We start from the raw sequence: 23,649 nt of genomic DNA, 5'->3' as shown, positions 1-23,649 counted from the left end.
TGACGACCATGCAAGCTGAGTCGGATATTCCATTTATGCGTCTGGCTTACGAGCAGGCCAAGCTCGCGTGGGAGGCGGGGGAAGTGCCGGTCGGTGCTGTAGTGGTAAAAGACGGTGTAGTGATCGCAACGGGCTATAACCGGCCGATTGTGGATCATGACCCTACCGCACATGCCGAGATCATGGCCTTGCGTGCTGCTGCAGAGGTGCTCGGCAATTACCGCTTACCCGGGTGTGAGTTATACGTCACATTAGAACCTTGTGTGATGTGCGCCGGCGCGATGATGCATGCGAGATTATCGCGCGTCATTTTTGCCGCTCGGGATCCTAAAACCGGTGTCGCCGGATCACTAATGAATATCTTTGATCAGACGCAGTTGAACCACCATACTCAGGTGACACAAGGCGTGCTCGCTGACGACTGTGCGACATTGCTAAAAGACTTTTTTGCCAACCGTCGTCAGGCAGCGGCGGCACAGAAATTACAAGCCAGGGCGAGCGCATCGTCCTTTACTTCTGAGTAGCGGAACCCCATGCAATTCATACTTCCAAAATTAAAGACGCCGCTTGGTATTGCAATTGTTGCGCCAAGTGGTGCACCTCTTGATGAGGCGGCGGTTGTCCGTGGAATCGATATTTTGCGACAACAAGGTTTTACGGTACACAACTATTACCAGCCAGAGCAACGATTTCAGCGTTTCGGTGGCAGTGATGAGCAACGCTTAGCGCAGTTGCATGCCGCAGCGAGTAACCCGGATGTCAGTATTGTGATGGCATTGCGCGGTAGTTATGGTTTTTCGCGTTTATTGCCTCATCTTGACCTCGACTTTCTGGCGAATAGTGGCAAGGTGTTTGTTGGTTACAGTGACTTTACGGTGATGCATCAGGCCATGCTGGCGCGAGGCAGACTGAGCGTTGCTGGGCCTATGCTGTATGGCGACTTCGGTTGTGAGCACTTATCCGACTACACCTTATCTCAGTTCATACAGTGCATTTCTCAACAGCGGCATCAGCTCATGTTTGCTTGCTCCGAAACCGGAGCAATCGATGTGCAGGGCCGCTTGTGGGGAGGTAATCTGGCAATGCTGACGCATCTGGTAGGAACACCATACTGGACCGAGATTGAGGAGGGAATATTGTTCCTCGAAGATATAGGCGAACATCCTTATCGTGTAGAGCGCATGCTGTTGCAAATGCATTTTGCAGGAATTCTTGAAAAGCAAAAAGCGATCGTGTTGGGCGATTTTTCCGGCTATCAACTGGCGGTGCATGACCACGGCTATGATTTTTCTGAAATGCTCAGTTACATACGCAGCGTTGTTAAGGTTCCGGTAATTACCGGTTTGCCGTTCGGCCATATTTCTGATCGTGCCAGTCTGGTTGTCGGTAGTGCAGCCACGTTAAAAGTTGCGAATCAGCAGGCTCAACTCAGTATGGAATATCAGTTTTAAGTCTGTTGCACAGGTGCAGCGGAATTTATCGTGACAGAAAAAAAACCGCCCGGATTATCGGGCGGCTTTCTTATTTTACCGGTAGGTTATAGCGCAATTACTTGCCCGTTTTCAGACTTAGTCGTCTGCGTAAATATCGTTATCCTTAGTTTCTTTGATGAACAATGCACCAATCACAAATGTCACCAAAGCGATCACGATCGGATACCAGAGACCGTAGTAAATATCACCTTTGAATGCGACCAGTGCAAACGCCGTGGTTGGTAACAGACCACCGAACCAGCCGTTACCGATATGGTATGGCAGGGACATGGAAGTGTAACGGATACGGGTCGGGAACATTTCTACCAGCATCGCTGCGATAGGGCCGTACACCATCGTGACGTAGATCACGAGGATAACCAGTAATACCAGTACCATAGGTTTGTCGATCTGCTTTGGATCTGCTTTTGCAGGATAGCCAGCAGCTTTGATCGCATCAGCCAGTTCTTTAGAGAATGCTTTGTCTTTTGCTGCGGCTTCTTCTTTTGGCAAACTTGTTGCGTTGAAAGAAGTGATGACTTTATCACCGACTTTAACGGAAGCAGTCGTGCCGGCTGGTGCAACTTCATTGGAATAGTTCACTGATGCTGCTGCCAGTTTCGCTTTCACGATATCGCAGGAAGAAGTGAATTTCTTCGTACCTGTTGGATTGAACTGGAACTGGCAATCAGCAGGATCAGCCGTCACAACCACTGGTGCATTTTTCAATGCAGATTCCAACGCTGGGTTCGCATAGTGTGTCAGCGCATTGAAAATCGGGAAGTAAGTTACTGCAGCAATCAGGCAGCCAGCCAGAATGATAGGCTTACGACCAATTTTATCGGACAGCGCACCGAACACGATGAAGAAAGGCGTACCGATGACCAGAGAAGCGGCGATCAGCAAATTCGCTGTTGCGCCATCGACTTTCAGTGTCTGTTGCAGGAAGAACAGTGCATAGAACTGACCTGTGTACCAGACCACTGCCTGACCAGCTGTCAGACCAATCAGAGCCAGGATAACGATTTTCAGGTTTTTCCACTGACCGAAAGATTCAGTCAGAGGCGCTTTAGACGTCTTACCTTCGGCTTTCATTTTCGCGAATGCTGGTGATTCGTTCATCGACAAGCGAATCCAGACGGAAATCGCGAGCAGGAACACAGACACCAGGAAAGGAACGCGCCAGCCCCAGGATGAGAACTCTTCTTCGCCGATAGCCTGACGAGTGCCGAGAATCACCATCAATGACAGGAACAAGCCCAGTGTTGCTGTGGTTTGTATCCAGGCAGTGTAAGCACCGCGCTTGTCATGCGGGGCATGTTCTGCAACGTACGTTGCCGCACCGCCGTATTCGCCACCGAGTGCCAGACCTTGCAGAATACGCAAAGAGACCAGAATAATCGGTGAAACAATGCCCCAGCTGGCGTAGCCAGGCAGCAGGCCGACGCAGAAGGTGGAGCCACCCATGATCAGAATCGTGACCAGGAAAGTGTACTTACGACCGATCATATCGCCAAGGCGGCCGAATACCAACGCGCCGAAAGGGCGGACGATGAAGCCGGCGGCGAATGCCAGTAAGGCAAAAATGAATGCCGTGTTCGGATCGGTGCCCGCAAAGAATTGCTTAGCAATGATGGCCGCCAGTGAGCCATACAGATAAAAGTCATACCATTCAAAAACGGTCCCCAGGGAAGATGCAAAAATTACTTTGCGCTCTTCCGCTGTCATTCCGCTTGACGTTGCAATAGGTGCTGTCGCCATGCTTGTCTCCTGATTTATGTTTTATATATATAAAGTATGTCGGCAAAGCCTGTCATGGGTCGAAATAGAACTTCTGACATTTTTTGCACAACTTGAGTGTGCAAGCTGAAACTTACGGCATGCTTTCTTCAAACTTACAGAAACTTACAAGAGTGAAAATATTTCCCCCTTTTTTTAAAGCAAAAAGCAGGATGAAAATAAGCTGAAAATTTTGCGAACGGTCGTACTAAATTATGCTATTCTGCTTCGCAAGCAATCTGTTTCGCTTCTGTTTTGACTTGCAAAGTCAGGTTCTGATGCTGGCCGTGTGCAAGAAAGGAATGTCGGAAAGAGCGGTATTCGCAAGTGTATTACCTGCTCAGGTTGTGCAGATCGGTTTTTCAGTAGTCAGTTTTTAGCAATACTTGAGAATTACTTAAAATTCAACTCACAGGAGACACCACATGAATGATGCAGTTATTGTTTCTACCGCCCGCACTGGTTTAGCCAAATCCTGGAAAGGGGCTTTTAATATGACGCATGGCGCCACAATGGGTGGGCATGTGTTGGCCGCAGCGATTTCACGCGCCGGTATTGATTCAGCGGAAGTGGAAGACGTCATCATGGGGTGCGCGACACCTGAAGGTGCGACTGGTAGCAATATCGCTCGTCAGATCGCATTGCGTGCTGGTTGTCCGGTCACTACCGGTGGCATGACCGTAAATCGTTTTTGCTCCTCGGGTTTGCAGACGATCGCGATGGCAGCGCAGCGCATTATTGCCGGTGAGGGTGATATTTATGCTGCTGGTGGCGTTGAGTCGATTTCCTGCGTACAAAATGAAGCGAACACGCACATGCTGGTGGAACCCTGGTTGAAACAGCACAAGCCAGAAGTTTACTGGCCGATGTTGCAGACGGCGGAAACAGTCGCCAAACGTTACAACATTTCCCGCGAACGTCAGGATGAATACGGTGTGCAAAGCCAGTTGCGCGCAGCCGCTGCGCAGGCGGCTGGTTTGTTCAATGCTGAAATCGTACCGATGACAACCACCATGGGTGTGGCAGATAAAGCAACTGGCATGCTGGTGACACGTGAAGTCACGATTGCAGCGGATGAAGGAATACGCCCGGACACAACACTGGAAGGCGTATCCAAAATCCGTTCCGCGGTTCCTGGTGGTGTGATTTCTGCTGGTAATGCAAGTCAGTTTTCCGATGGTGCCTCTGTCGCGATCGTCATGAACAGTAAAGTCGCTGAAGCCAAAGGCTTGCAACCGCTGGGTATTTTCCGTGGTTTTGCGGTTGCTGGCTGCGAACCGGACGAGATGGGGATCGGGCCAGTGTTTGCGATTCCAAAACTGCTGAAAAAAGCCGGACTGAAAGTCGAAGATATCGGTCTATGGGAATTGAATGAAGCATTCGCGGTACAAGTTTTGTATTGCGCCGACAAGCTCGGTATTCCTATGGACAGACTGAATGTCAATGGCGGCGCGATTGCGGTCGGCCATCCTTACGGTGTGTCCGGTGCGCGTCTGACCGGTCATGCCTTGATTGAAGGTAAGCGCCGCGGTGTGAAGTATGTGGTCGTGACGATGTGTATTGGCGGCGGACAAGGGGCAGCCGGTTTATTTGAAGTCGTCTGATAAAGTCTGGTCTTGGAGGTTCATGTGAGCCGGTGTCGCTGATACTGTCTCACATGGACTGTTTTACGGTCTGATCTGATGAACGAGCAAATTGACGACACTGTTCAATGTCTGATCACCAATTTCCCGAAACTTCACCAAAACTGCCATGTCATCCAAAATTCTATCCCGTCGCGATCTCGATTTTCTGTTGTACGAATGGCTGAATGTCGAATCCCTCAATCAACGCCCGCGTTTTGCCGAGCACAGTCGCGAAACCTTCAACGCAGCGCTCGATACCTGCGAACAAATCGCCACCGACTTATTTGCCACCCACAACAAGAAAAGCGACCAGAATGAGCCGCATTTCGATGGCGAAAAAGTGCACATGATTCCTGAAGTCAAAACTGCGCTGAACGCGTTTCGCGATGCAGGTCTGCTGGCAGCTGGTCAGGACTTTGATTTCGGCGGTATGCAATTACCTTGCGTGGTTGAAAAAGCAGGCTTTGCCTACTTCAAGGGTGCCAACGTCGGCACGGCATCCTATCCGTTTTTAACGATAGGCAATGCCAATACCTTGTTGAAATGCGGCACACCGGAACAAATCGAGTTGTATGTCAAACCTATGCTGGAAGGAAGGTTTTTCGGCACTATGTGTCTGTCTGAACCGCAGGCCGGGTCAAGCTTATCCGATATCGTCACCCGTGCTGAACCGCAAGCCGATGGCAGTTTCCGACTGACCGGTAACAAGATGTGGATTTCTGCCGGTGAGCATGAGCTGTCAGAAAATATTATCCATCTGGTGCTGGCGAAAGTGCCGGATGAAAACGGCAAACTGATACCCGGCGTCAAAGGTATTTCCTTGTTTATCGTTCCCAAATTCGTGCTGGACGAGCAGGGTAATCCGGGCGAGCGTAATGATGTCGTGCTGGCTGGTCTGAATCACAAAATGGGCTATCGTGGCACGACGAATTGCCTGCTGAATTTCGGTGAAGGCAAGTTTAAGCCGCAAGGTAAAGCTGGTGCGATCGGCTTCCTGGTTGGTACTTTGCATCACGGGCTTGCGAATATGTTCCACATGATGAACGAAGCCCGTATCGGTGTCGGTCTTGGTGCGGTGATGCTGGGTTATACCGGCTATCTGCACGCGCTGGATTATGCCCGTAACCGTCCGCAGGGGCGCGCACCGCTGAACAAAGATCCGGCAGCACCGCAACTGCCTATCATTCAGCATACCGATGTGAAACGCATGTTGCTGGCGCAAAAATCGTATGTTGAGGGTGGTCTGGCGCTGACCTTGTACTGTGCACGTCTGGTCGATGAAGAGCGCACCGGCACCACGCCGGAAGCGCGGAAAAACGCCAGTCTGTTGCTGGAAATCCTGACACCGATCGCTAAATCCTGGCCTTCGCAATGGTGTCTGGAAGCGAATAATCTGGCGATACAAGTACATGGCGGTTATGGCTATACCCGTGAATACAACGTCGAACAATTTTACCGCGACAACCGTCTGAATCCGATTCATGAAGGAACACACGGCATTCAGGGACTGGATTTACTGGGGCGCAAAGTTGTGATGCTGAATGGCGCAGCGTTGGAAGCGCTGGGTGCTGTGATACACAAAACCCTGATGCAGGCCGCGACCCATCCCGAGCTCGCAGATTACGACAAATATCTGGCGCGTGTGTTGCAGCGCGTAGCCCAGGTCACGAAGCAGTTGCATGCCTGTGGTGACATCAACAAAACACTGGCAAATGCCTCGATATATCTGGAAGTATTCGGCCATACCGTAATGGCCTGGATATGGCTGGAGCAGGCGTTGCAGAGTCTGCATAAGGAAGATGCACATGATGCTGACTTTTATGCCGGTAAGCTGCAGGCGTGTAAGTATTTCTTCCAGTGGGAATTGCCGAAGGTCCATCCGCAACTGGATTTACTCGCCAGCATCGATACAACGACCTACGACATGCAAGATAGCTGGTTTTAATACTCCCGGGAGTATATTTTAAAGCCCAATGAATATAAGGAGATAAAGGGGATTTTTAAGGATACTCCCCCCTTTATCCTCTTTTTATCGCATTTTCAGAACAAATGCCGGCATTAGTTCCGGCAATAACGGAGACGATCGATGAGCACAGCACGTACAGTTCAGCAATTATTTAATCTGAGTGGTAAAACCGCTCTGATCACTGGTGGTTCCCGAGGTCTGGGGTTGCAAATGGCCGAAGCGCTGGGTGAGCAGGGCGCCAGCATCGTTTTATCGTCGCGCAAGCAATCTGATCTGGATGAAGCCGTTGCACACTTACACAGCCGTGGCATTCAGGCCAGCGCGATTGCTGCCGATTTATCCAAAGAAGAAGCGGTGACGCCACTGGTGGATGAGGCATTAAAACGTCTTGGGCATATCGATATTCTGATCAATAACGCTGGCGCCACCTGGGGCGCACCGGCGGAAGATTATCCGGTCGATGCCTGGGATAAGGTGATGAATCTGAATATCCGCAGCATCTTTTTGCTGTCACAGGCAGTTGGTAAACGTTCCATGATTCCGCGTAAATCCGGGCGTATTATCAACGTCGCTTCGATTGCCGGTCTGGCAGGGAACGCGCCGGGAACGATGCAGACGATTGCGTACAACACCTCGAAAGCGGCGGTGATCAACTTCACCCGCACACTGGCCGGTGAATGGGGTGTCCACGGCATTACCGTGAATGCGATTGCTCCGGGATTTTTTCCATCCAAAATGACCAAGGGCTTACTCGAACATCTGGGCGAAGAAAAAATCGCCAAAGAAGCACCTTTACAGCGCATCGGTGATGACGAGGATCTGAAAGGAGTCGCCCTGTTGTTTGCGTCGGATGCCGGCAAACATATCACCGGGCAGACGCTGGCGGTCGATGGCGGTGTGTCGGCGGTGTAAGCATGAGCAGCGAAACTTCAACAGCGCAGCCGTTGCAGCAGCCGAGCCAGACCTTGAATCCTTTTCTGCATGATCTGGGTGTCGAATTTCTGGAAATGGAAGACGGTCACGCCAGGCTCTCGCTTGATCTGACGGAACGCCACATGAACAGCTGGCAGATCACGCATGGCGGCGTCATCATGACCATGCTGGATGTGGTGATGGCGATGGCTGGTCGCTCACTGCATGAAGATCTGAAAGGGGTTGTCACAGTAGAAATGAAAACCAGTTTTCTGCAGCCGGGCGGTGTCGCCGGCGGCCGCATCGAGGCGCGTGGTAAGGCTTTTCATCAATCGACGACGATGTGTTTTTGCGAAGGCGAAGTCTGGAATGGCGACAGGCTCGTTGCCAAGGCGATGGGAACGTTTAAATATCTGCGACGTCTTAAGTCAGGTGAGAACATGAAGAAGTTATACGGCAGTGATTAGGCGTTTTCGATTGCGTGAATGAGCCATTGAGATACGGGGCGAAGAAACCTGATCTCATGTGCTGGCTGAATTTCAGTAAAAAATAGAAAGTAAAAACAGAAAAGTAAAAGCAGTGCTTGCAAGTCCAATTAAAAAAACAGGAGACAACATGCAGCAGACTTTCACCACCACGGCGCTGGCAACGATACTGGGCGTGCTTTGTATCAGCAGCGCCATCGCCCAGAGCAGCTTGCCTGACCCAGCTGCCACCGACCCTCAAAAACTGGGCTGGATGCAGGGATTCCCACCCGCGCCGGACAAACTCGTTCAGTTTGCCAATGGCAGCAGCTACCAGTTTCCGCGTACCCGCTGGTCATTCTCACATTCCCGCGAACTGGGACCGACTGCTAACGTCTGGCACGGGGCCGGACCTGTTTCAGTATTGCCGCAGGCATTGCAATCACTTGATGATCTGCGTTTTAAGGACGATAAAAATACTGAAATGCGCTGGGCCGATATGCTCGTCAATACCTATACCGACAGCGTACTGGTCATGCATAAAGGCAAGGTGATCTACGAAAAATATTTCGGTATCAGCAAACCTTATCTGCCGCATATTGCGATGTCGGTCACCAAATCTTTTGTCGGTACCTTAGCGGCCATGCTGGCAGCGGAAGGCAAAATCAACCCGGCTGATCCGGTGACGAAATATATCCCTGAGCTGAAGGACAGCGCGTACGCAGATGCGACGGTGCGTCAGGTCATGGATATGACGATCGGTGTGCAGTATTCGGAAAATTACGCTGATCCGAAAGCCGAGGTTTGGGATTACGCACGCGCTGGTGGTTTGCTGCCGGCTGCGCCGGGTTACAGCGGGCCTAAGAATTTTTACGATTTTCTGACCAAGCTGAAAAAAGAAGGCGAACACGATCAGGCCTTTGCTTACAAGACGGTGAACGCAGAAGTGCTGGCGTGGATAGTTCGCCGCGCGTCCGGTCAGTCTTTAGCTGAACTGATGTCGGAACGTCTGTGGCAAAAACTCGGCGCAGAAAACGACGCCTATTTTGCGGTCGATAGTCTGGGCACAGAGCAGGGCGGCGGCGGTCTGAATCTGACCCTGCGCGATATGGCGCGTTTCGGCGAAATGATGCGTAACGGCGGTCAGTTTAACGGACAGCAGATTATTCCTAAGGAAGTGGTAGCCGATATCCGCAAAGGCGGTGATCCGGCAAAGTTTGCGCAGGCCGGCTACAAGATGCTGCCCGGTTACTCATACCGGAATATGTGGTGGGTAGGACACAATAGTCATCAGACCTTTGAAGCGCGCGGCATTCATGGCCAGCGCATTTATATTGATCCGGTGGCTGAAATGGTCATCGTTAAATTTTCATCCCACCCCATCGCTGCGAATGGCGCGAGTGACCCTGTCACTTATCGTGCGTTTCAGGCGCTGGCTAATCATTTAATGAAGTGAGATTTATTTATGTCTTCTACTTATCAACGTATCGTTTTAGCTTCCCGTCCACAAGGTAACGTCAGGGCAGACAATTTCCGTCTTGAGACTTTGCCGCTACCAGAAATCAAGGATGGCGAGGTATTAGTCCGCAATCATTTCTTATCGCTCGATCCGTATATGCGTGGTCGTATGGAGGAAACGAAAAGCTACGCTGCGCCACAGCCTTTAAATGAAACCATGATAGGTGGCACGGTAGGCGAGATCATCGCCAGCAACAATCCGCGCTTCGCTGTCGGCGACAAAGTGTTAGGCATGCTGGGCTGGACTGAGATGGCGGTATCCGACGGCGCATTGTTGCGCAAACTCGATGCGTCGTCGCCTATTCCTTTATCGGCTTATCTCGGTGCGGTGGGTATGCCGGGCCTGACCGCATGGTATGGGCTGACACAAATTATGCAGCCGAAAGCCGGCGAAACTGTCGTCGTATCAGCTGCCAGCGGTGCAGTTGGTAGTGTGGTCGGACAATTGGCAAAGCAAATGGGTTGCCGCGTGGTTGGCATTGCCGGTGGCGCTGAAAAATGTGCTTATGTAGTCAATGAGCTGGGCTTTGATGCCTGCGTTGATTATAAAGCAGGCAATCTGGAGGCGGATCTGGCGGCAGCGACACCGGATGGGATTGACGCTGTTTTTGAGAACGTTGGTGGCGAAGTGTTTGACGCGAGTCTGGCGCGTATGAATCCGTTTGGCCGTATCGCCATGTGCGGCATGATTTCCGGCTACAACGGTGAGCCGATTGCTATTAAAAATGCGCGTGTATTTCTGACCATGCGTTTGACAATGCGCGGTTTCATTGTATCGGAGCACATGGATTTGTGGCCGCAGGGTCTGAAAGAACTGGGGACGCTGGTGGCGACCGGAAAACTGAAATTCCGCGAATCCATCGCTGAAGGTATCGCGCAAGCACCGGAGGCATTTATTGGTCTTCTGAAAGGCCAGAACTTTGGTAAGCAGCTCGTTAAGCTGAGCTGAAAAATAAACTCAGAATAAATTCAACAACTGTGTGATCAGGGAGTGATATCCCATTTTCATTCGTAAAAATCAGGAGACAAAATGAAAGTATTTAAAGACAGAGTGGCCGTCATTACCGGTGCAGCCAGCGGTTTTGGTCGTGAATTTGCATTGATCGGTGCCCGTCTCGGTATGAAGCTGGTGCTGGCGGATGTGCAGCAGGATGCATTGGATAAGACTAAGGCCGAGCTGGAGCAGCTTGGTGCACAAGTGATAGCGTTGCGTTGCGACGTCCGTCACGCAGAACAGGTGCAGGCGCTGGCGGATGCAGCGATGGAAAAATTCGGTGCAGTTCATCTGGTCTTTAATAATGCAGGTGTCGGCTCTGGTGGTCTGGTCTGGGAAAATACTCAGGCTGACTGGGAATGGGTATTGGGCGTGAATTTGTGGGGCGTGATACATGGTGTCCGCATCTTTACCAATCTGATGCTGGAGTGTGCAAAAAAAGACCCGGAATACGAAGGGCATATTGTGAACACCGCATCGATGGCAGGCTTGCTGAATGCGCCGACCATGGGTGTTTATAACGTCTCCAAACATGCCGTCGTGTCACTGAGTGAATCTCTGTATCAGGATCTGAAGCTGGTTGCCGCGCCGATTGGCGCTTCTGTTTTGTGTCCTTATTTTGTCCCGACCGGTATTTCACAATCGCACAGAAATCGTCCTGACGATGTGCCAGGCGCAGCACCGACGGCGAGTCAGCGTGCCGCGCAGGCCATGTCGGATAAAGCAGTCAGCTCGGGTAAAGTGACAGCACAGGAAGTCGCAGAAAATACGTTTAAAGCCATCAGCGAAGAACAGTTCTACATTTTCTCCCATCCGGGCGCTCTGAGCAATGTGCAGGAACGCATGGAAGATATCGTCATGCAACGCAATCCGGGCGATCCGTACAAGGCCACACCACATATCCGCGATATGCTCAGAGAAAAGCTGAAAGTATAAAAAATCAGAGCAAAAAAGCGTTCAGGAAAAAACTTAGAAAAATAAATCAAAGCAGGTCGCTGTGAGCAGGATGAGTTCGGACTCAGTCGCTGACAGCGACGCTTTTATTTGCAGATAATCCGGAGACACGATGACAGCAACGATACAGACAAATCAGTTTGTCACTTTAGTGAATGGTACCCGCCTGCATTACGCCAGTGCTGGCAAGCAGGGACAGCCGCTGATCTTATTTGTGCATGGCTTTCCTGAATTCTGGTACGAATGGGCAGCGCAGTTAGCGGAATTCGGGCAGGATTATTTTGCAGTCGCGCCCGATTTGCGCGGTTTTAATTTATCGGATATGCCTGACGATCTGAGTGCCTACAAAGCAAAGCACATCGTCGATGATTTGCGTTTGCTGATACAGCATCTGGGTTATCAGAAAGCGATCGTGGTCGCGCATGACTGGGGTGGTGCCGTGTGCTGGAATATGGCCATCGCGTTACCTGCGATCATAGAAAAACTGATCATTATTAATTCGCCGCACCCCTATTTGTTCATGCAGGCGCTGACACAGGATCCGGCACAACAAGCAGCAAGTGAATACATGAACTGGCTGCGCAAGCCTGAGTCTGAAGTCGCTCTGGCAAAAGATGATTTTGCACTGATGGATGGTTTTTTTAACGGCATGGGGCAGGCACCTGCAACCTGGTTTGACGACGCAACTCGTGCGCTGTATCACAATTGCTGGCGTAAGGGCTTGTCAGGCGGTGTAAATTATTACCGTGCCTCACCGCTGCACCCGCCCACAGCTGAAAATCAGGGGCCTTTGCAATTACATCTGAATCCGGATGATTTTAAAGTGAGTGTACCTACCCGCATTATCTGGGGCGAGAACGATCAAGCCTTGCCGAAAACCCTGTTGAATGGCATAGAAAACTTCGTTGCAGATGTTCGTATTGAACGCATCCCCGAAGGTTCTCACTGGTTGATTCATGAACAGCCTGAACGAGTCAATCAACTGATACGGCGGTTTCTTACTGAATAAGTATGCGCATCCGCTGCATCCGCGGATGCGGTGACAATGATGCATCGTAGTGATTTTTAGCAGGAATTCATGATGGCAAGATCCGATTTCGCTTTTTTTCATACATTACGGGTACGCTGGTCGGAAGTCGATATGCAGGCGATCGTTTTTAACGGTCATTACCTGACTTATTTTGATGTCGCCTTTACCGAATACTGGCGTACCACAGGTTTACCCAGCGCAATCACCCAGGCCAAAGAAGGCAAAGAATTGTTTGCCCGCAAGGCCAGCATAGAATATCTGGCGTCTGCCAGGTTTGATGATGTGCTGGACATAGGTGTGCGCTGTCAGGCGATAGGTCGCTCGTCCGTCCAGTTTGTGATTGAAATTTTCAGGGGTGAAGAACATTTGATTTCCGGTGAGCTCACTTATGTGTACGCCGATACCACACTGCGTAAGGGAGCTGCATTGCCTGCGGATTGGCGTGCGATAATCACCAGCTTTGAAAAATTGAAACCAGTAGAGTGACTTGTGATGATGACTCCCGCACGCATTGTTTTAGGTGATTGGACTACCCTGCAAAAAGACGCACAGGCAGTACGTTATTCCGTTTTTGTGATTGAGCAGCATATTCCTGTTGAGCTGGAATGGGATGTAATGGATGCCCAGTGCCTGCACGCGGTTGCTTACGATGAGCAGAATCAGGCGATAGGCACAGGCCGTTTGCTGCCTGACGGTCATATTGGTCGTATGGCGGTACTGGAGTCTGCCCGTAATTCTGGCGTCGGCGCACAAATACTCCGTGTACTGATGGAGCAGGCCAGATTGCGCGGCCATACCGGCGTGCGGCTCAACGCACAGCAGACAGCTGAAAATTTCTACGCAAAAGAGGGGTTTTCACGCGATGGCGAGGTTTTTATGGAAGCTGGTATCCCGCACGTGTCAATGTCTCACACTTTGTGATCTGACGGAATATTAAATGGCAGCTTGAGAGCTTCTTTCGATTAGTCCGGTAAAAAGCGCACGGTATACACCGTGCGCTTTTTTTATTTGTGTTGTCTGCACCTCAAAAATCTGAGTCACGACAGATACATCATCCTGTTAAAAATATTTTTGCGCAGGGTACTTTCATATATAAATTGAAAAATATTAATATACTGTTAAATATGATGTTAGATTTATAAGTGTTGGTAATTGAAATTGGTATATAGCAGCCGGTGATTAAAAAACGATTCAGATAGTGAGCTACACCGTACCAGACATTGAGTATTTCAGTATTCATTTCATTACCGGGAGACACAAATCATGAGAATTGAAGACACCAAGGTATCAAGTCGCTTAACCGCCGGATTTGGTCTGGTATTGAGTTTTTTGTTAATCGTGCTCGTGTTGGGGATCAGCTATCTGCATCAGATGAATAAGCGGATGGAACAAATCGTTCACTTTAACGATGAGGAAATACGGTTGGCGCAGAGTATGTATCTGACGGTTACTGAGAGAGCATTGGCGTTGCGGAATTTGTTATTGCTGACTGAACAAAAAGAGATACAGATAGAAGTTGATCGTATTACTGCCCAGAATAAAAAATACCATGAGGCCGAGGATAAATTAGAGCAATTGATGAAACGGGATAGCGAGACGAATGACGCACAACTTAGTTCATTAAATAAAATCCGCGAACAGGCAAAATTATCTGAGCCTTTCATCGCTAAAAGTCTGCAATTAATTCAGCAAGGTAATAAAGATGATTCTTATAAGCTTCTGCGCTATGAATATCGTCCGGTACAAAAGAAATGGTGGGAACTGATCAATGATTTTGTCGTAGATCAGGAAAAGGAGAATAAAGAAGCAGTCATTAAAGCAGAAACAGATTATCGTGACGCACGAAAAATGCTGATCATATTGGGACTGTTGGCGATCCTGGTTGGTGTGCTCGCTTCGTGGCTGATTATCCGTAGCCTGCTGAGGCAATTAGGTGGCGAGCCACGTTATGCGGTAAAAATTGCAGAAAAAATTGCTGCTGGGGATCTGAGTGTCGATATCCAACTGGCCGCAGGCGATGAGTATAGTCTTATGCACGCAATGCGTGTCATGCGTGATGGTCTTGCTGATATTGTCGGTATGGTGCGTGCCGGTACTGAAACCATAGCGTCCGCTTCAAAACAGATAGCGTCAGGAAATCTGGATTTATCTTCCCGTTCTGAACAACAAGCCAGCTCGCTGGAAGAAACTGCCTCTTCGATGGAGGAGCTGACCTCAACCGTGAAGCAGAATACCGATAGTGCACGTCAGGCCAATCAGCTTGCCGTGTCTGCTTCAGATGTTGCCGTTAAAGGCGGTAACGTTGTCGCCGAGGTTGTCCGGACGATGGGTTCGATCAATGAATCGTCTCGTAAGATTGTGGACATCATCGGGGTGATTGACGGTATCGCTTTTCAGACTAATATCCTTGCACTGAATGCCGCCGTTGAGGCTGCCCGCGCAGGTGAGCAGGGACGTGGATTTGCCGTCGTTGCGACGGAGGTGAGAAGTCTCGCGCAACGTTCGGCTGAAGCTGCCAGAGAGATTAAAAAGTTGATTGACGATTCTGTCAGTAAGGTAGAAATTGGTGCGAAACTGGTTGATCAGGCGGGATCGACCATGGTCGAAATCGTCAATAGTATTCAGCGTGTGACCAGCATCATGAGCCTGTAAGAATTTCTGTGTGAACCGGGGTCATGAAATAATACCGAAAGGGATTTGCCATGACCGATACGATGACCACGAAAAAACCTCGCAAAAAGAAAGAACCATACACAATTGGCGTATGGCCTTAAATCGTTTTATGATTGAGTTTGGTGATCGCATTCAAAAATACGATCACTGACTTGTTCCGTGGCATTTACACAGAAATTCTTACAGGCTCCTTCAGTAGAAAATATCCTTTTTAGAAGTTCTGCATTAAACGAATTCCATTTTCTGTATTCGTTTCTTGCAGTATCAAGAGCCTCTCGTGAATTTATCTGGACTTGTTTTATTTCTAGCCCTTTTTGAATTCTTTCTTGCATCCTAGATTTTGCATCATCCCGAGAAATCAATCACTCATTAGAGAGCTTTGGCTCCGCAGATGTGTGTGTTTTCTTTGTTACCAAAATATTCTCCTTGATCGTGTTTGAATTAATTGGCTTGTGACAAAGTAGCGGAGTAAGTCTGATTGAATGAATGAGGGGGCGTTTGTTGCAGCATAAAGGCACGGCAAAGGAAAAAATACTATATGTGGCGGAACGAGAACGGCTGATCAGGCATCAGGCGGCGGCATAGCACATGCCAATAATGTATAAATAATAAAACCAGACCCGCCAGATAAGATCGTCGCAGTCACCCAAAGTGCCCTGACAACGCTAGATTGCCAGCCCAAAAATTCTGCGATTCCACCGCATACTCCAGCTAGTTGGCGGTCATCTGAGCGATTTAGACGTTTATTGTTCATGTGTTGTCAATGTGCTCAATGTTTATTTAATTCAACAAAAATAAAGTGTAACTTGTAGTGTTTAAAAAGACAATTTTTTAATTAACTTACAATCTGTCTGAGTAGCGCATGTAAAACTTCTGAAGTTTATGTTTCGCTGACGATACTTTTCTTGGTAAGGTAATTGTTCCTGAAAAACGTCCGTTTTGATAAAAACAGGGGAGTATGTGCCATTTTCGCCTTATTCTCAGCGTATTCATTGGGCGATTAAATATACTCCCCCCAGTATTTTTTGCGGTTCTGTGGCGTAAAATCAGGGCTTGTGGGATGTTTTTTTGTGAAAGGATGCGCGATGACGACGCCGGAAAATACCGCTTATTCGGACAGCAGTTTCTGGGAAAAGCTCAAGGGCTTTGCGCTGAAGGCGGGGCGTGATGTGATAGAAAAGGCGCTGTATCTGTACTATGCGGCGCAGCGTCCGGAAACACCGGCGTGGGCGAAGACGGTGATTTACGGTGCGCTGGCGTATTTCATTTCGCCGCTGGATGCGATTCCCGATGCGATTCCGCTGGCGGGTTTCAGTGATGATCTGGGTGCGCTGGCGGCAGCGGTGGCGATGGTGTCGCTGTATATCACGGCAGACGTGAAGGCGCAGGCCAAGCAAAAATTACAGAGTTGGTTCGGTAGCGAGGCATCTTCAAGCTGAAGCAAGTCAGACCGTCTTCAGCTCATTCTCATACACTCATGGCTCAACGCATTTCTTCCCGAAAGTATTTATGAAAATTGGCATTGTCGGTACCGGCAACGTTGGCAGCACGGCGGCTTATTCACTGGTGTTGCAGGGTATAGGCAGCGAGCTGGTGCTGGTTGATCATTTCCCTGCGCTGGCAGAGGCGCATGTGATGGATATTTTGCATGCGACGCCGTTTTCGTATCCGGTGAATGTGCATGGCGGCACGTTTGCCGATCTGGCTGGCTGTGCGCTGGTGATCGTGGCGGCGGGGGTGAATCAGCAACCCGGCGAAACGCGGCTTGCGCTGTTGCAGCGAAACGCAGAAATTTTCGCTGGCATTATTCCGCCAATAGTGCGGGCGGCGCGGGACGCGATTATTCTGATTGCGACCAATCCGCTCGATATCATGACGCAGATCGCCACCAAACTTGCGGTGCGGGAAGGGATGCCAGCATCCCGCTTGCTCGGCACCGGCACCATGCTCGATACCGGGCGTTTCCGCACTTTGCTGGGCCAGCGCTATAACGTGGCGCCGAGTTCTGTGCATGCGTATGTGCTGGGCGAACATGGTGATTCTGAGGTGCTGAACTGGTCGGGCGCGAGTGTGGCGGGTGTGCCACTCGAGCAATTTGCACTCGCCAGCGGCCAGCCGTTGAGCGCAGAAATCATGCAGCAGGTGGATCAGGATGTGCGGCGTGCGGCTTATAAAATCATCGCGGGCAAAGGCTCTACCTATTACGGCATCGGTGCGGCGATTGCGGCGCTCAGCCGCTGTATCTTGTTTGATGAGCGCAGTGTGTTTACTGCGAGTTCTGTGATGGCGGAAGTCGAAGGTGTGACGGATGTGGCCTTGTCGCTGCCACACATCATCGGGCGCAAAGGCATAGAAATGACGATATTCCCAACCCTTAGCGTGGAAGAACATGCGGCATTGAAACAAAGCGCCACCGTCATCAAAACGCATTTGCAATCGATACAGTATTAAGCCTGTATTGAGCTTAATACAGGCTTTAGATTGAAGCTACCCTGAGCGTGACTGAATCAGCATGCGCCTTGCCGGGCAAAAAAGACTGCGAAGGCGCATGATGATTGAGAGATTCCGGTCTGGACATGCCAGATCAACAAAAATCACGGCTGCTGACGGCAAGCTCGCCCAGCAGATGCGACATATCCACCAGCCGCTTGGCGACCAGATGGCAGACTTCATTCTGGCGTTGCCATATTCCATACACACCCAATAAGCGCGCGCCCAGCACCTCGCGCCTTTGCTGCTCCAGCAGCGATGGCCAGATAATCACATTCACCGGGCCGGTTTCATCTTCTATCGTCAAAAACAAAACGCCATTGGCAGTTCCCGGGCGTTGCCTGACGGTGACGATGCCGCAGGCGCGGGCAAACTGATCTTGCTGAAAAGTGTTGAGTGTGTCTGCCGGCAGAAACCGCTTCGCCAGCAATTGCGTGCGCAGCAAGGCCACCGGATGGCGTTGCAAAGTCAGCCCCATGCTGTGGTAATCGCTGAAAATCTCTTGCGCTTCCGAAGGCGCGCGCAACTCTGGCGCAGATTCCTGTAACGTGGTCGGGCGCAGTAAATCTTTATCCGGCAAGGAGCCGACTGCCTGCCACAAGGCCTGACGCCGGTGACCGGCGAGCGAGGTGAGGGCGTTGCCAGCTGCCAGCACCTGCAGATCATGACGGTTCAGATCTGCACGTCGCGCCAGATCGGTGACATCGGTAAACGCCTGTTGCTGACGCGCTTGCTGTATGCGCAGCGCTGCCGCTGCCGACATGCCATTCAGCAAAGACAGCCCCAGACGCACCACGGGTTGCGGCGTCTGGGTGTAGCGGTTGAAATGCATATCCGGCTCGAGCGAGCTATCCCAGTTGCTGTGCATGACATCGACGGCGCGCACCTGCACATCATGGCGGCGTGCGTCTTGCAATAACTGCGATGGTGAATAAAACCCCATTGGCTGCGAATTCAGCAGCGAGCATAAAAAAATCGCCGGCTCATGTCGTTTGATCCAGCTGCTGACATAGGCCAGAATGGCGAAGCTGGCGGAATGGCTTTCAGGAAAACCATATTCGCCAAAACCTTTCATCTGTTCGAATATGCCTTCGGCAAAGGTTTCGCTGTAACCGTTGCCGACCATCGCATTGACGATACGACCATGGTAAGACTCCAGCCCGCCTTTGCGTTTCCAGGCGGCCATCGCACGCCGCAAGCCGTCGGCTTCGCCTGGCGTAAAGTCGGCGGCGAGCATGGCGATCTGCATCACTTGTTCCTGAAAAATAGGAACACCGAGCGTGCGCCCCAGCGCTTTTTGCATCGCCGGATCATGATAGGTTTCTACCGCTTCCAGCCCCTGACGCCGCCGCAGATACGGGTGCACCATGCCGCCTTGTATCGGCCCCGGGCGCACAATCGCAACCTGCACCACCAGATCGTAAAATTCGCGCGGGCGTAAGCGCGGCAGCATGCTCATTTGCGCCCGCGATTCAATCTGGAACACGCCGACGGTATCGGCTTTGCAGATCATGTCATAGGTGGCGACGTCTTCGCGCGGAATGTCCTGCATCGTGGCTGGTTTGCCGGGAAACATCGCCATCATATCGAGTGCCAGCTTTAATGCCGATAACATGCCGAGCGCCAGCACATCGACTTTCAGCAAACCCAGCGATTCAAGATCGTCTTTATCCCACTGAATCACGCGGCGGTCTTTCATGGCGGCGTTTTCTATCGGCACCAGGCGCGATAACTTACCGCGTGCAATCACGAAGCCGCCGCTGTGTTGCGACAGATGGCGCGGAAATCCTAATAAACGTGTTGCCAGTGTTGCCCATTGCTGTGCCAGCATGGATTGCGTATCGAGACCACATTCTTCAAAGCGCTGCAGTAAATCCTGCTTGCTGTCGAACCAGCGGTGAGATTTTGCGACAGCATCAATAATTGCCAGATCAACGCCTAGCGCCTTGCCGACTTCGCGCAGCGCACCGCGCGGGCGATAGGTATGTACGGCAGCCGCCAGCGCAGCACGATTGCGGCCATATTTGTTGTAGATATATTGCATTACCTCTTCACGCCGCTGATGTTCAAAATCGACATCGATGTCTGGCGGTTCGCCACGTTCTTTGGAAATGAAGCGTTCAAACAGCAGTGTGTTCACCTCGGGATTCACCTCTGTGATGTGCAGGCAATAGCAAACGACGGAATTAGCGGCGGAACCACGCCCTTGGCAAAGAATGTCCTGGCTGCGGGCAAATTTGACGATATCGTGCACCGTCAGAAAATAAGGCTCATAAGCCAGATCGTTAATCAGATGCAGCTCATGTTCTATCGTTGCCGCGACGTGATCCGGTATGCCTTTGGGATAACGCAGATGCGCACCTGCCATAACTTCCTGCCGCAGATAGAGCGCGGGCGTCATGCCTTCGGGCACCAGTTCATCCGGATATTCATAGCGCAATTCATCCAGTGAGAAATGGCATAAGCTGGCAATGCGCAGCGTTTCAGCCAGCGTCGATGGTGGATAAATACTGGCCAGCCGCAATCGCGAGCGCAGATGCTGTTCTGCATTGGGGGCCAGTGCATAACCGCAATCGGCAATGGCTTTGCCCAGACGTATAGCTGTCATCGTGTCCTGCAAAGGCTTGCGCGAACGCACATGCATGGTGACATGGCCGATGGCGACGACCGGTAACGCATATTCAGCGGCGATATGGCTGACATGCTGCAATTGATAAGCGTCAGCTAATTGCAGCAGCAGATTCAGCCCCATCCAGCTGCGTTGTGGAAAGACCTGCGCGCACCAGGCCGCCTGCTGTGCCAGAACGGGTGGGCGCAAAGGATATTCGGGTACCAGTATCAGTAAGCAATCCGGCATACCAGCAAGATGTTCGTAACCGGCTGGCGGATGACTGAAGTCGGTAGTATTGAGCAAATAGCTGCCTTTGATGCAGCGGCTGCGGGCCAGTGTGATCAGCTCAGACAGATTGCCATAGCCTTCGCGGTTGCAGGCCAGAATAATCAGCGTCGGCCCCGGCATACTATTTTCTGTTTCAGTCAGCCTGAAATAAGCGCCGATTATCAGCGGCAACGCATGTTTTTTGGCTTCCTCATGCGCGCGTACGATGCCCGCGAGAGAGCATTCATCGGTAATCGCGATTCCCTGATAGCCGAGATTCACCGCGCGTTTGACTAACTCTTCGGCATGCGAGGCGCCTTCCAGAAAACTGAAATTTGAGAGGCAGAATAATTCTGCGTATCCGGGCAATTGATGGCCAGCAGACGCAGCAGCATTGTGTTCATGCTCATCGTTGGGCATCAGCCAAACACCCCATGCAAAAACCAGCGCGGTGCCGTGCTTTCAGGATCGCTGGAACGTTCGCGGTAAATCCAGTAACGGACATGATCTGCGCTGGTGGCAACAAAATAATCGCGGGCCTGGGTTTGCGTAGTCCACCAGCCCGCTTCTATACGTTCTGCGGGTGAAACTATCGTCAGAATTGAGCGGTAATACGGACGATGTTGCCGCAACGTCAGCGGCAATGGCTGCGGCAATAACCATGCGGGTCTGTGGAGCAGAGCAGCAGCAGGCATCTCTGCACCTGCCGGGCGTTTTTGCATGACCGATATCCATTGATTCGCAATTTCAGGCCGGTGATCAGCCAGTGGCGCGGCTTGCAAGACATGATCCTCGCCCAGCCGGGCCACCAGCAAGGCCAGCAAACGCTGATGGTCTTCCGGCTTGCCTCCCGGTTCGGGAAATAAGGATTCGCTTTGCACATCCAGTGCGACTGTTTCCGGGGCTTCCAGCACCAGCGCAATCACAGCCGATGGCAGGCTGAATTGCGCTAACTTTTCTTTGAGCAGTGGCAGCAAATGCGCGTCTTGCCAGCAAGCTTCAGCCATAACGATGTTCAATATGCTTGGCGCGACCGCCTGACGACCGCGCTCATGCTGCAACTGCAGGCGGATTTGCTTCACAGCGAGACGATGCACACTGAGCCAGCCGCTTAATTGCCTGAGCAGGCTATGGCAATACGTCAATATCATATCGCTGCGCTCCAGCCTGTCGGGCAATTCCAGGCTGGCATGGAATCGCGGCGCTGCCACGACCCAGGTGAATAAAGTGCTCTGCCTGCCATAGACCTGATCCAGCTCATCCAGCAAGGCTTTACCAAAACGGCGTTGCACACCAGCGCGCGGCAGTTGTTGCAGATGAAAAAGTGTGTGACATGCCAACCCTTGCAATAATTCCAGACAGGGACGGGCATGTATCAGCAGACTGACTGGCAGCCCATTCAGCCGGGTGGGCAAGCGCTGCGGATGTAAACACTGCGCGCCGGATTTGTGCTGGCGGGCCGCATCACGCGCCAGTATGCAGGCGGCTTTGGCAAACGGGGCGCAGGCAATGGTGGTATGCAAACCCAGTATTTCCATGGTTTGCCGTACATGCTGACGTAATGCCCGCAAGCCACCGAACAGACGCAAACTGGCACCGATATCTAGCACGATGGTGGCTTCTTCTGCGATGGCCACCTGCGGCGTATATCGCAACAAGGCGAGGGCTGCAGCCTCTAAGGCATTTTTTTGTCTGACTAAATCCCGCTGAAACAACTTTGCCGTTGGTAACAACATGAAAACGCCGCCACGCCGCATGCCTGCGCGTACGCCAGCCTGTTGCGCAGTTTCAGACATCGCTGTCACGCGGTTTTGTTGTAAGACGACGCTGCCGTGATCTTCTCTGCGTCGCTGCCAGTACGGTAAAAACACATCCAGCTCCAGCAAAGGGAAATGCACCGCAATCCAGAGCTGCGGTGGTCCAGCTGACTTACTGGCTGTTGCGAGTTTGTGCGATCTGCCTGACGACATTTCTGTATTTGCATCTGCATTTACACTGATTTTTCGCTCATGTCGCGAAAGGAAGGGGGCAGTCATACTTCAGCCTTTTGCATCACTCAGATGCATGCTTAGCTTGCAGATGATTGTGAAAAACAGCGGAAACTTTGTGCCGGACAGATGTGGTCTCGACAGGTATAGAAGGTGAGATTTCCGGTGCACGCGGGCTGATATAGGGATTGAGATGCGGATTGAGATACGGGTGATCAGGTAAATACAAAGGCAAAGGTGCCTCGCGCAATGCCCCGCGTCGTTTAAGTAAATGCACTTGCAAACCAAATGCTGTCGGCCGCACGCTGACACGCAGAGGTGCAGGCGATGCAGAGGCTGCCGCACGTAAAGGTCGTATCAGACAAAACAAAGTCTCAGAGGCTTGTGCTGCCAGATGCAGTCGTCGCAATGCCTCGGTGCGTATCTGCGGCTGCCAGAATAGCAAGGTACCGCAACTGCCATGCCGTAATATTTGCTCCGCAGCCCACAAACTGTCTGCATGTTTATCGCACGCTACCCACAGTAATTGCGATGAGCACAATTGCTGACTCAATAAAGCCGTGACTTGCGGTGTGTAGGGGGGTGCCAGCAAAGCAAGCGGGCGGGCGCCCATTTTTTTTATTGCCGGTAATAACAGTCGTAACTCTGCTGTGCCTGCTTGTTCGGTCAGTATCTCTGTCAGCTGACCTAATGGCCAGCCGCTATCCGGCAACTCCCGGTTCAGAGCTATGTAGCCGCTTGCCACTGTTTTTGCCACGCCGTGCGCGAGTTGCGATGCTCGCCAGAGTGCGGGGTGCAGGTCTTGTAGGCCATTCAAAACAGGGATTTGCGTATTCTTATTCATGCCAAAATAAATTTATACTGATTATACGTACAGTATAAATCAGACTATCTGAACTGCAATAG

Annotated in this window: 20 protein-coding genes; 15 read left to right on the top strand and 5 right to left on the bottom strand. The window is 51.2% G+C overall.

Going from position 1 to position 23,649, the window contains the following annotated elements:
- Positions 1 to 8 precede the first annotated feature (8 nt).
- Positions 9 to 524 (top strand): tRNA adenosine(34) deaminase TadA, encoded by a 516-nt coding sequence (gene tadA, locus ACPAOP_RS11720; protein WP_423682270.1) that lies wholly within the window; start codon positions 9 to 11, stop codon positions 522 to 524.
- A gap of 9 nt (positions 525 to 533) precedes the next feature.
- On the top strand, positions 534 to 1,451 hold the full coding sequence (locus ACPAOP_RS11715) for an LD-carboxypeptidase (RefSeq protein ID WP_423708148.1): 918 nt from the start codon (positions 534 to 536) through the stop codon (positions 1,449 to 1,451).
- Between the two features lie 117 nt (positions 1,452 to 1,568).
- On the opposite strand, the gene ACPAOP_RS11710 is transcribed toward ACPAOP_RS11715, so the two are convergent.
- The gene (locus ACPAOP_RS11710) at positions 1,569 to 3,233 is read right to left on the bottom strand and encodes an MFS transporter (RefSeq protein ID WP_423681696.1); all 1,665 of its coding nucleotides are present in this window, start codon (positions 3,231 to 3,233) and stop codon (positions 1,569 to 1,571) included.
- A gap of 443 nt (positions 3,234 to 3,676) precedes the next feature.
- Between ACPAOP_RS11710 and ACPAOP_RS11705 the strand changes: the two genes are divergently transcribed.
- From ACPAOP_RS11705 to ACPAOP_RS11655, 11 genes are all read left to right on the top strand, one after another.
- A complete protein-coding gene (locus tag ACPAOP_RS11705; RefSeq protein WP_423681697.1) occupies positions 3,677 to 4,855 on the top strand; it encodes an acetyl-CoA C-acyltransferase in 1,179 nt (392 codons plus the stop codon).
- A 148-nt stretch (positions 4,856 to 5,003) separates the two neighbouring features.
- The gene (locus tag ACPAOP_RS11700; RefSeq protein ID WP_423708147.1) at positions 5,004 to 6,821 is read left to right on the top strand and encodes an acyl-CoA dehydrogenase; all 1,818 of its coding nucleotides are present in this window, start codon (positions 5,004 to 5,006) and stop codon (positions 6,819 to 6,821) included.
- 141 nt (positions 6,822 to 6,962) lie between these two features.
- Positions 6,963 to 7,754, top strand: a complete 792-nt coding sequence (locus tag ACPAOP_RS11695) for an SDR family oxidoreductase (RefSeq protein ID WP_423708145.1) — start codon at positions 6,963 to 6,965, stop codon at positions 7,752 to 7,754.
- A gap of 2 nt (positions 7,755 to 7,756) precedes the next feature.
- Positions 7,757 to 8,221: a PaaI family thioesterase gene (locus ACPAOP_RS11690; RefSeq protein ID WP_423681700.1), complete on the top strand. Its 465-nt coding sequence runs from the start codon at positions 7,757 to 7,759 to the stop codon at positions 8,219 to 8,221.
- Between the two features lie 148 nt (positions 8,222 to 8,369).
- Positions 8,370 to 9,674: a serine hydrolase domain-containing protein gene (locus ACPAOP_RS11685; protein ID WP_423708143.1), complete on the top strand. Its 1,305-nt coding sequence runs from the start codon at positions 8,370 to 8,372 to the stop codon at positions 9,672 to 9,674.
- Positions 9,675 to 9,683: 9 nt separating this feature from the next.
- Positions 9,684 to 10,685 (top strand): NADP-dependent oxidoreductase, encoded by a 1,002-nt coding sequence (locus ACPAOP_RS11680; RefSeq protein ID WP_423708141.1) that lies wholly within the window; start codon positions 9,684 to 9,686, stop codon positions 10,683 to 10,685.
- Between the two features lie 81 nt (positions 10,686 to 10,766).
- Positions 10,767 to 11,666: an SDR family oxidoreductase gene (locus ACPAOP_RS11675; RefSeq protein ID WP_423708138.1), complete on the top strand. Its 900-nt coding sequence runs from the start codon at positions 10,767 to 10,769 to the stop codon at positions 11,664 to 11,666.
- A gap of 130 nt (positions 11,667 to 11,796) precedes the next feature.
- The gene (locus ACPAOP_RS11670; protein ID WP_423708136.1) at positions 11,797 to 12,693 is read left to right on the top strand and encodes an alpha/beta fold hydrolase; all 897 of its coding nucleotides are present in this window, start codon (positions 11,797 to 11,799) and stop codon (positions 12,691 to 12,693) included.
- A 72-nt stretch (positions 12,694 to 12,765) separates the two neighbouring features.
- Entirely contained in the window at positions 12,766 to 13,200 is a 435-nt protein-coding gene (locus tag ACPAOP_RS11665; RefSeq protein ID WP_423708134.1) for an acyl-CoA thioesterase, read from the top strand.
- Between the two features lie 6 nt (positions 13,201 to 13,206).
- The gene (locus ACPAOP_RS11660) at positions 13,207 to 13,635 is read left to right on the top strand and encodes a GNAT family N-acetyltransferase (RefSeq protein ID WP_423682271.1); all 429 of its coding nucleotides are present in this window, start codon (positions 13,207 to 13,209) and stop codon (positions 13,633 to 13,635) included.
- Positions 13,636 to 13,977: 342 nt separating this feature from the next.
- Positions 13,978 to 15,366 (top strand): methyl-accepting chemotaxis protein, encoded by a 1,389-nt coding sequence (locus ACPAOP_RS11655; RefSeq protein WP_423708133.1) that lies wholly within the window; start codon positions 13,978 to 13,980, stop codon positions 15,364 to 15,366.
- Positions 15,367 to 15,949: 583 nt separating this feature from the next.
- Here ACPAOP_RS11655 and ACPAOP_RS11650 read toward each other — a convergent pair.
- Positions 15,950 to 16,141, bottom strand: a complete 192-nt coding sequence (locus tag ACPAOP_RS11650) for a PspC domain-containing protein (RefSeq protein WP_423708132.1) — start codon at positions 16,139 to 16,141, stop codon at positions 15,950 to 15,952.
- A gap of 331 nt (positions 16,142 to 16,472) precedes the next feature.
- Between ACPAOP_RS11650 and ACPAOP_RS11645 the strand changes: the two genes are divergently transcribed.
- The gene (locus tag ACPAOP_RS11645) at positions 16,473 to 16,826 is read left to right on the top strand and encodes a YkvA family protein (RefSeq protein WP_423708130.1); all 354 of its coding nucleotides are present in this window, start codon (positions 16,473 to 16,475) and stop codon (positions 16,824 to 16,826) included.
- A gap of 70 nt (positions 16,827 to 16,896) precedes the next feature.
- A complete protein-coding gene (locus ACPAOP_RS11640; protein WP_423708128.1) occupies positions 16,897 to 17,838 on the top strand; it encodes an L-lactate dehydrogenase in 942 nt (313 codons plus the stop codon).
- Between the two features lie 133 nt (positions 17,839 to 17,971).
- Here ACPAOP_RS11640 and ACPAOP_RS11635 read toward each other — a convergent pair whose 3' ends face one another.
- From ACPAOP_RS11635 to imuA, 3 genes are all read right to left on the bottom strand, one after another.
- The gene (locus ACPAOP_RS11635; protein WP_423708127.1) at positions 17,972 to 21,175 is read right to left on the bottom strand and encodes an error-prone DNA polymerase; all 3,204 of its coding nucleotides are present in this window, start codon (positions 21,173 to 21,175) and stop codon (positions 17,972 to 17,974) included.
- A complete protein-coding gene (locus ACPAOP_RS11630) occupies positions 21,175 to 22,725 on the bottom strand; it encodes a Y-family DNA polymerase (RefSeq protein WP_423708125.1) in 1,551 nt (516 codons plus the stop codon). Before ACPAOP_RS11630 ends, ACPAOP_RS11635 begins: the two co-directional genes overlap by 1 nt.
- Before the next feature lie 82 nt (positions 22,726 to 22,807).
- Positions 22,808 to 23,587 carry a translesion DNA synthesis-associated protein ImuA gene (gene imuA, locus ACPAOP_RS11625; RefSeq protein WP_423708124.1) on the bottom strand — a complete coding sequence of 260 codons (780 nt, stop codon included), beginning with the start codon at positions 23,585 to 23,587 and terminating at the stop codon, positions 22,808 to 22,810.
- Positions 23,588 to 23,649 lie beyond the last annotated feature (62 nt).

The sequence above is a fragment of the Undibacterium sp. WLX3042 genome, from assembly GCF_049544825.1.
Classification (GTDB): Bacteria; Pseudomonadota; Gammaproteobacteria; order Burkholderiales; family Burkholderiaceae_D; genus Undibacterium.
This window is presented reverse-complemented; position numbering and strand designations above follow the sequence as displayed.

What these genes read in the sequence shown, in the direction of transcription:
- tadA (WP_423682270.1), top strand. Translation starts at nt 9, where the DNA reads ATGCAAGCTGAGTCGGATATTCCATTTATGCGTCTGGCTTACGAGCAG.
- ACPAOP_RS11715 (WP_423708148.1), top strand. Translation starts at nt 534, where the DNA reads ATGCAATTCATACTTCCAAAATTAAAGACGCCGCTTGGTATTGCAATT.
- ACPAOP_RS11710 (WP_423681696.1), bottom strand. Translation starts at nt 3,233, where the DNA reads ATGGCGACAGCACCTATTGCAACGTCAAGCGGAATGACAGCGGAAGAG.
- ACPAOP_RS11705 (WP_423681697.1), top strand. Translation starts at nt 3,677, where the DNA reads ATGAATGATGCAGTTATTGTTTCTACCGCCCGCACTGGTTTAGCCAAA.
- ACPAOP_RS11700 (WP_423708147.1), top strand. Translation starts at nt 5,004, where the DNA reads ATGTCATCCAAAATTCTATCCCGTCGCGATCTCGATTTTCTGTTGTAC.
- ACPAOP_RS11695 (WP_423708145.1), top strand. Translation starts at nt 6,963, where the DNA reads ATGAGCACAGCACGTACAGTTCAGCAATTATTTAATCTGAGTGGTAAA.
- ACPAOP_RS11690 (WP_423681700.1), top strand. Translation starts at nt 7,757, where the DNA reads ATGAGCAGCGAAACTTCAACAGCGCAGCCGTTGCAGCAGCCGAGCCAG.
- ACPAOP_RS11685 (WP_423708143.1), top strand. Translation starts at nt 8,370, where the DNA reads ATGCAGCAGACTTTCACCACCACGGCGCTGGCAACGATACTGGGCGTG.
- ACPAOP_RS11680 (WP_423708141.1), top strand. Translation starts at nt 9,684, where the DNA reads ATGTCTTCTACTTATCAACGTATCGTTTTAGCTTCCCGTCCACAAGGT.
- ACPAOP_RS11675 (WP_423708138.1), top strand. Translation starts at nt 10,767, where the DNA reads ATGAAAGTATTTAAAGACAGAGTGGCCGTCATTACCGGTGCAGCCAGC.
- ACPAOP_RS11670 (WP_423708136.1), top strand. Translation starts at nt 11,797, where the DNA reads ATGACAGCAACGATACAGACAAATCAGTTTGTCACTTTAGTGAATGGT.
- ACPAOP_RS11665 (WP_423708134.1), top strand. Translation starts at nt 12,766, where the DNA reads ATGGCAAGATCCGATTTCGCTTTTTTTCATACATTACGGGTACGCTGG.
- ACPAOP_RS11660 (WP_423682271.1), top strand. Translation starts at nt 13,207, where the DNA reads ATGATGACTCCCGCACGCATTGTTTTAGGTGATTGGACTACCCTGCAA.
- ACPAOP_RS11655 (WP_423708133.1), top strand. Translation starts at nt 13,978, where the DNA reads ATGAGAATTGAAGACACCAAGGTATCAAGTCGCTTAACCGCCGGATTT.
- ACPAOP_RS11650 (WP_423708132.1), bottom strand. Translation starts at nt 16,141, where the DNA reads ATGAACAATAAACGTCTAAATCGCTCAGATGACCGCCAACTAGCTGGA.
- ACPAOP_RS11645 (WP_423708130.1), top strand. Translation starts at nt 16,473, where the DNA reads ATGACGACGCCGGAAAATACCGCTTATTCGGACAGCAGTTTCTGGGAA.
- ACPAOP_RS11640 (WP_423708128.1), top strand. Translation starts at nt 16,897, where the DNA reads ATGAAAATTGGCATTGTCGGTACCGGCAACGTTGGCAGCACGGCGGCT.
- ACPAOP_RS11635 (WP_423708127.1), bottom strand. Translation starts at nt 21,175, where the DNA reads ATGCCCAACGATGAGCATGAACACAATGCTGCTGCGTCTGCTGGCCAT.
- ACPAOP_RS11630 (WP_423708125.1), bottom strand. Translation starts at nt 22,725, where the DNA reads ATGTCGTCAGGCAGATCGCACAAACTCGCAACAGCCAGTAAGTCAGCT.
- imuA (WP_423708124.1), bottom strand. Translation starts at nt 23,587, where the DNA reads ATGAATAAGAATACGCAAATCCCTGTTTTGAATGGCCTACAAGACCTG.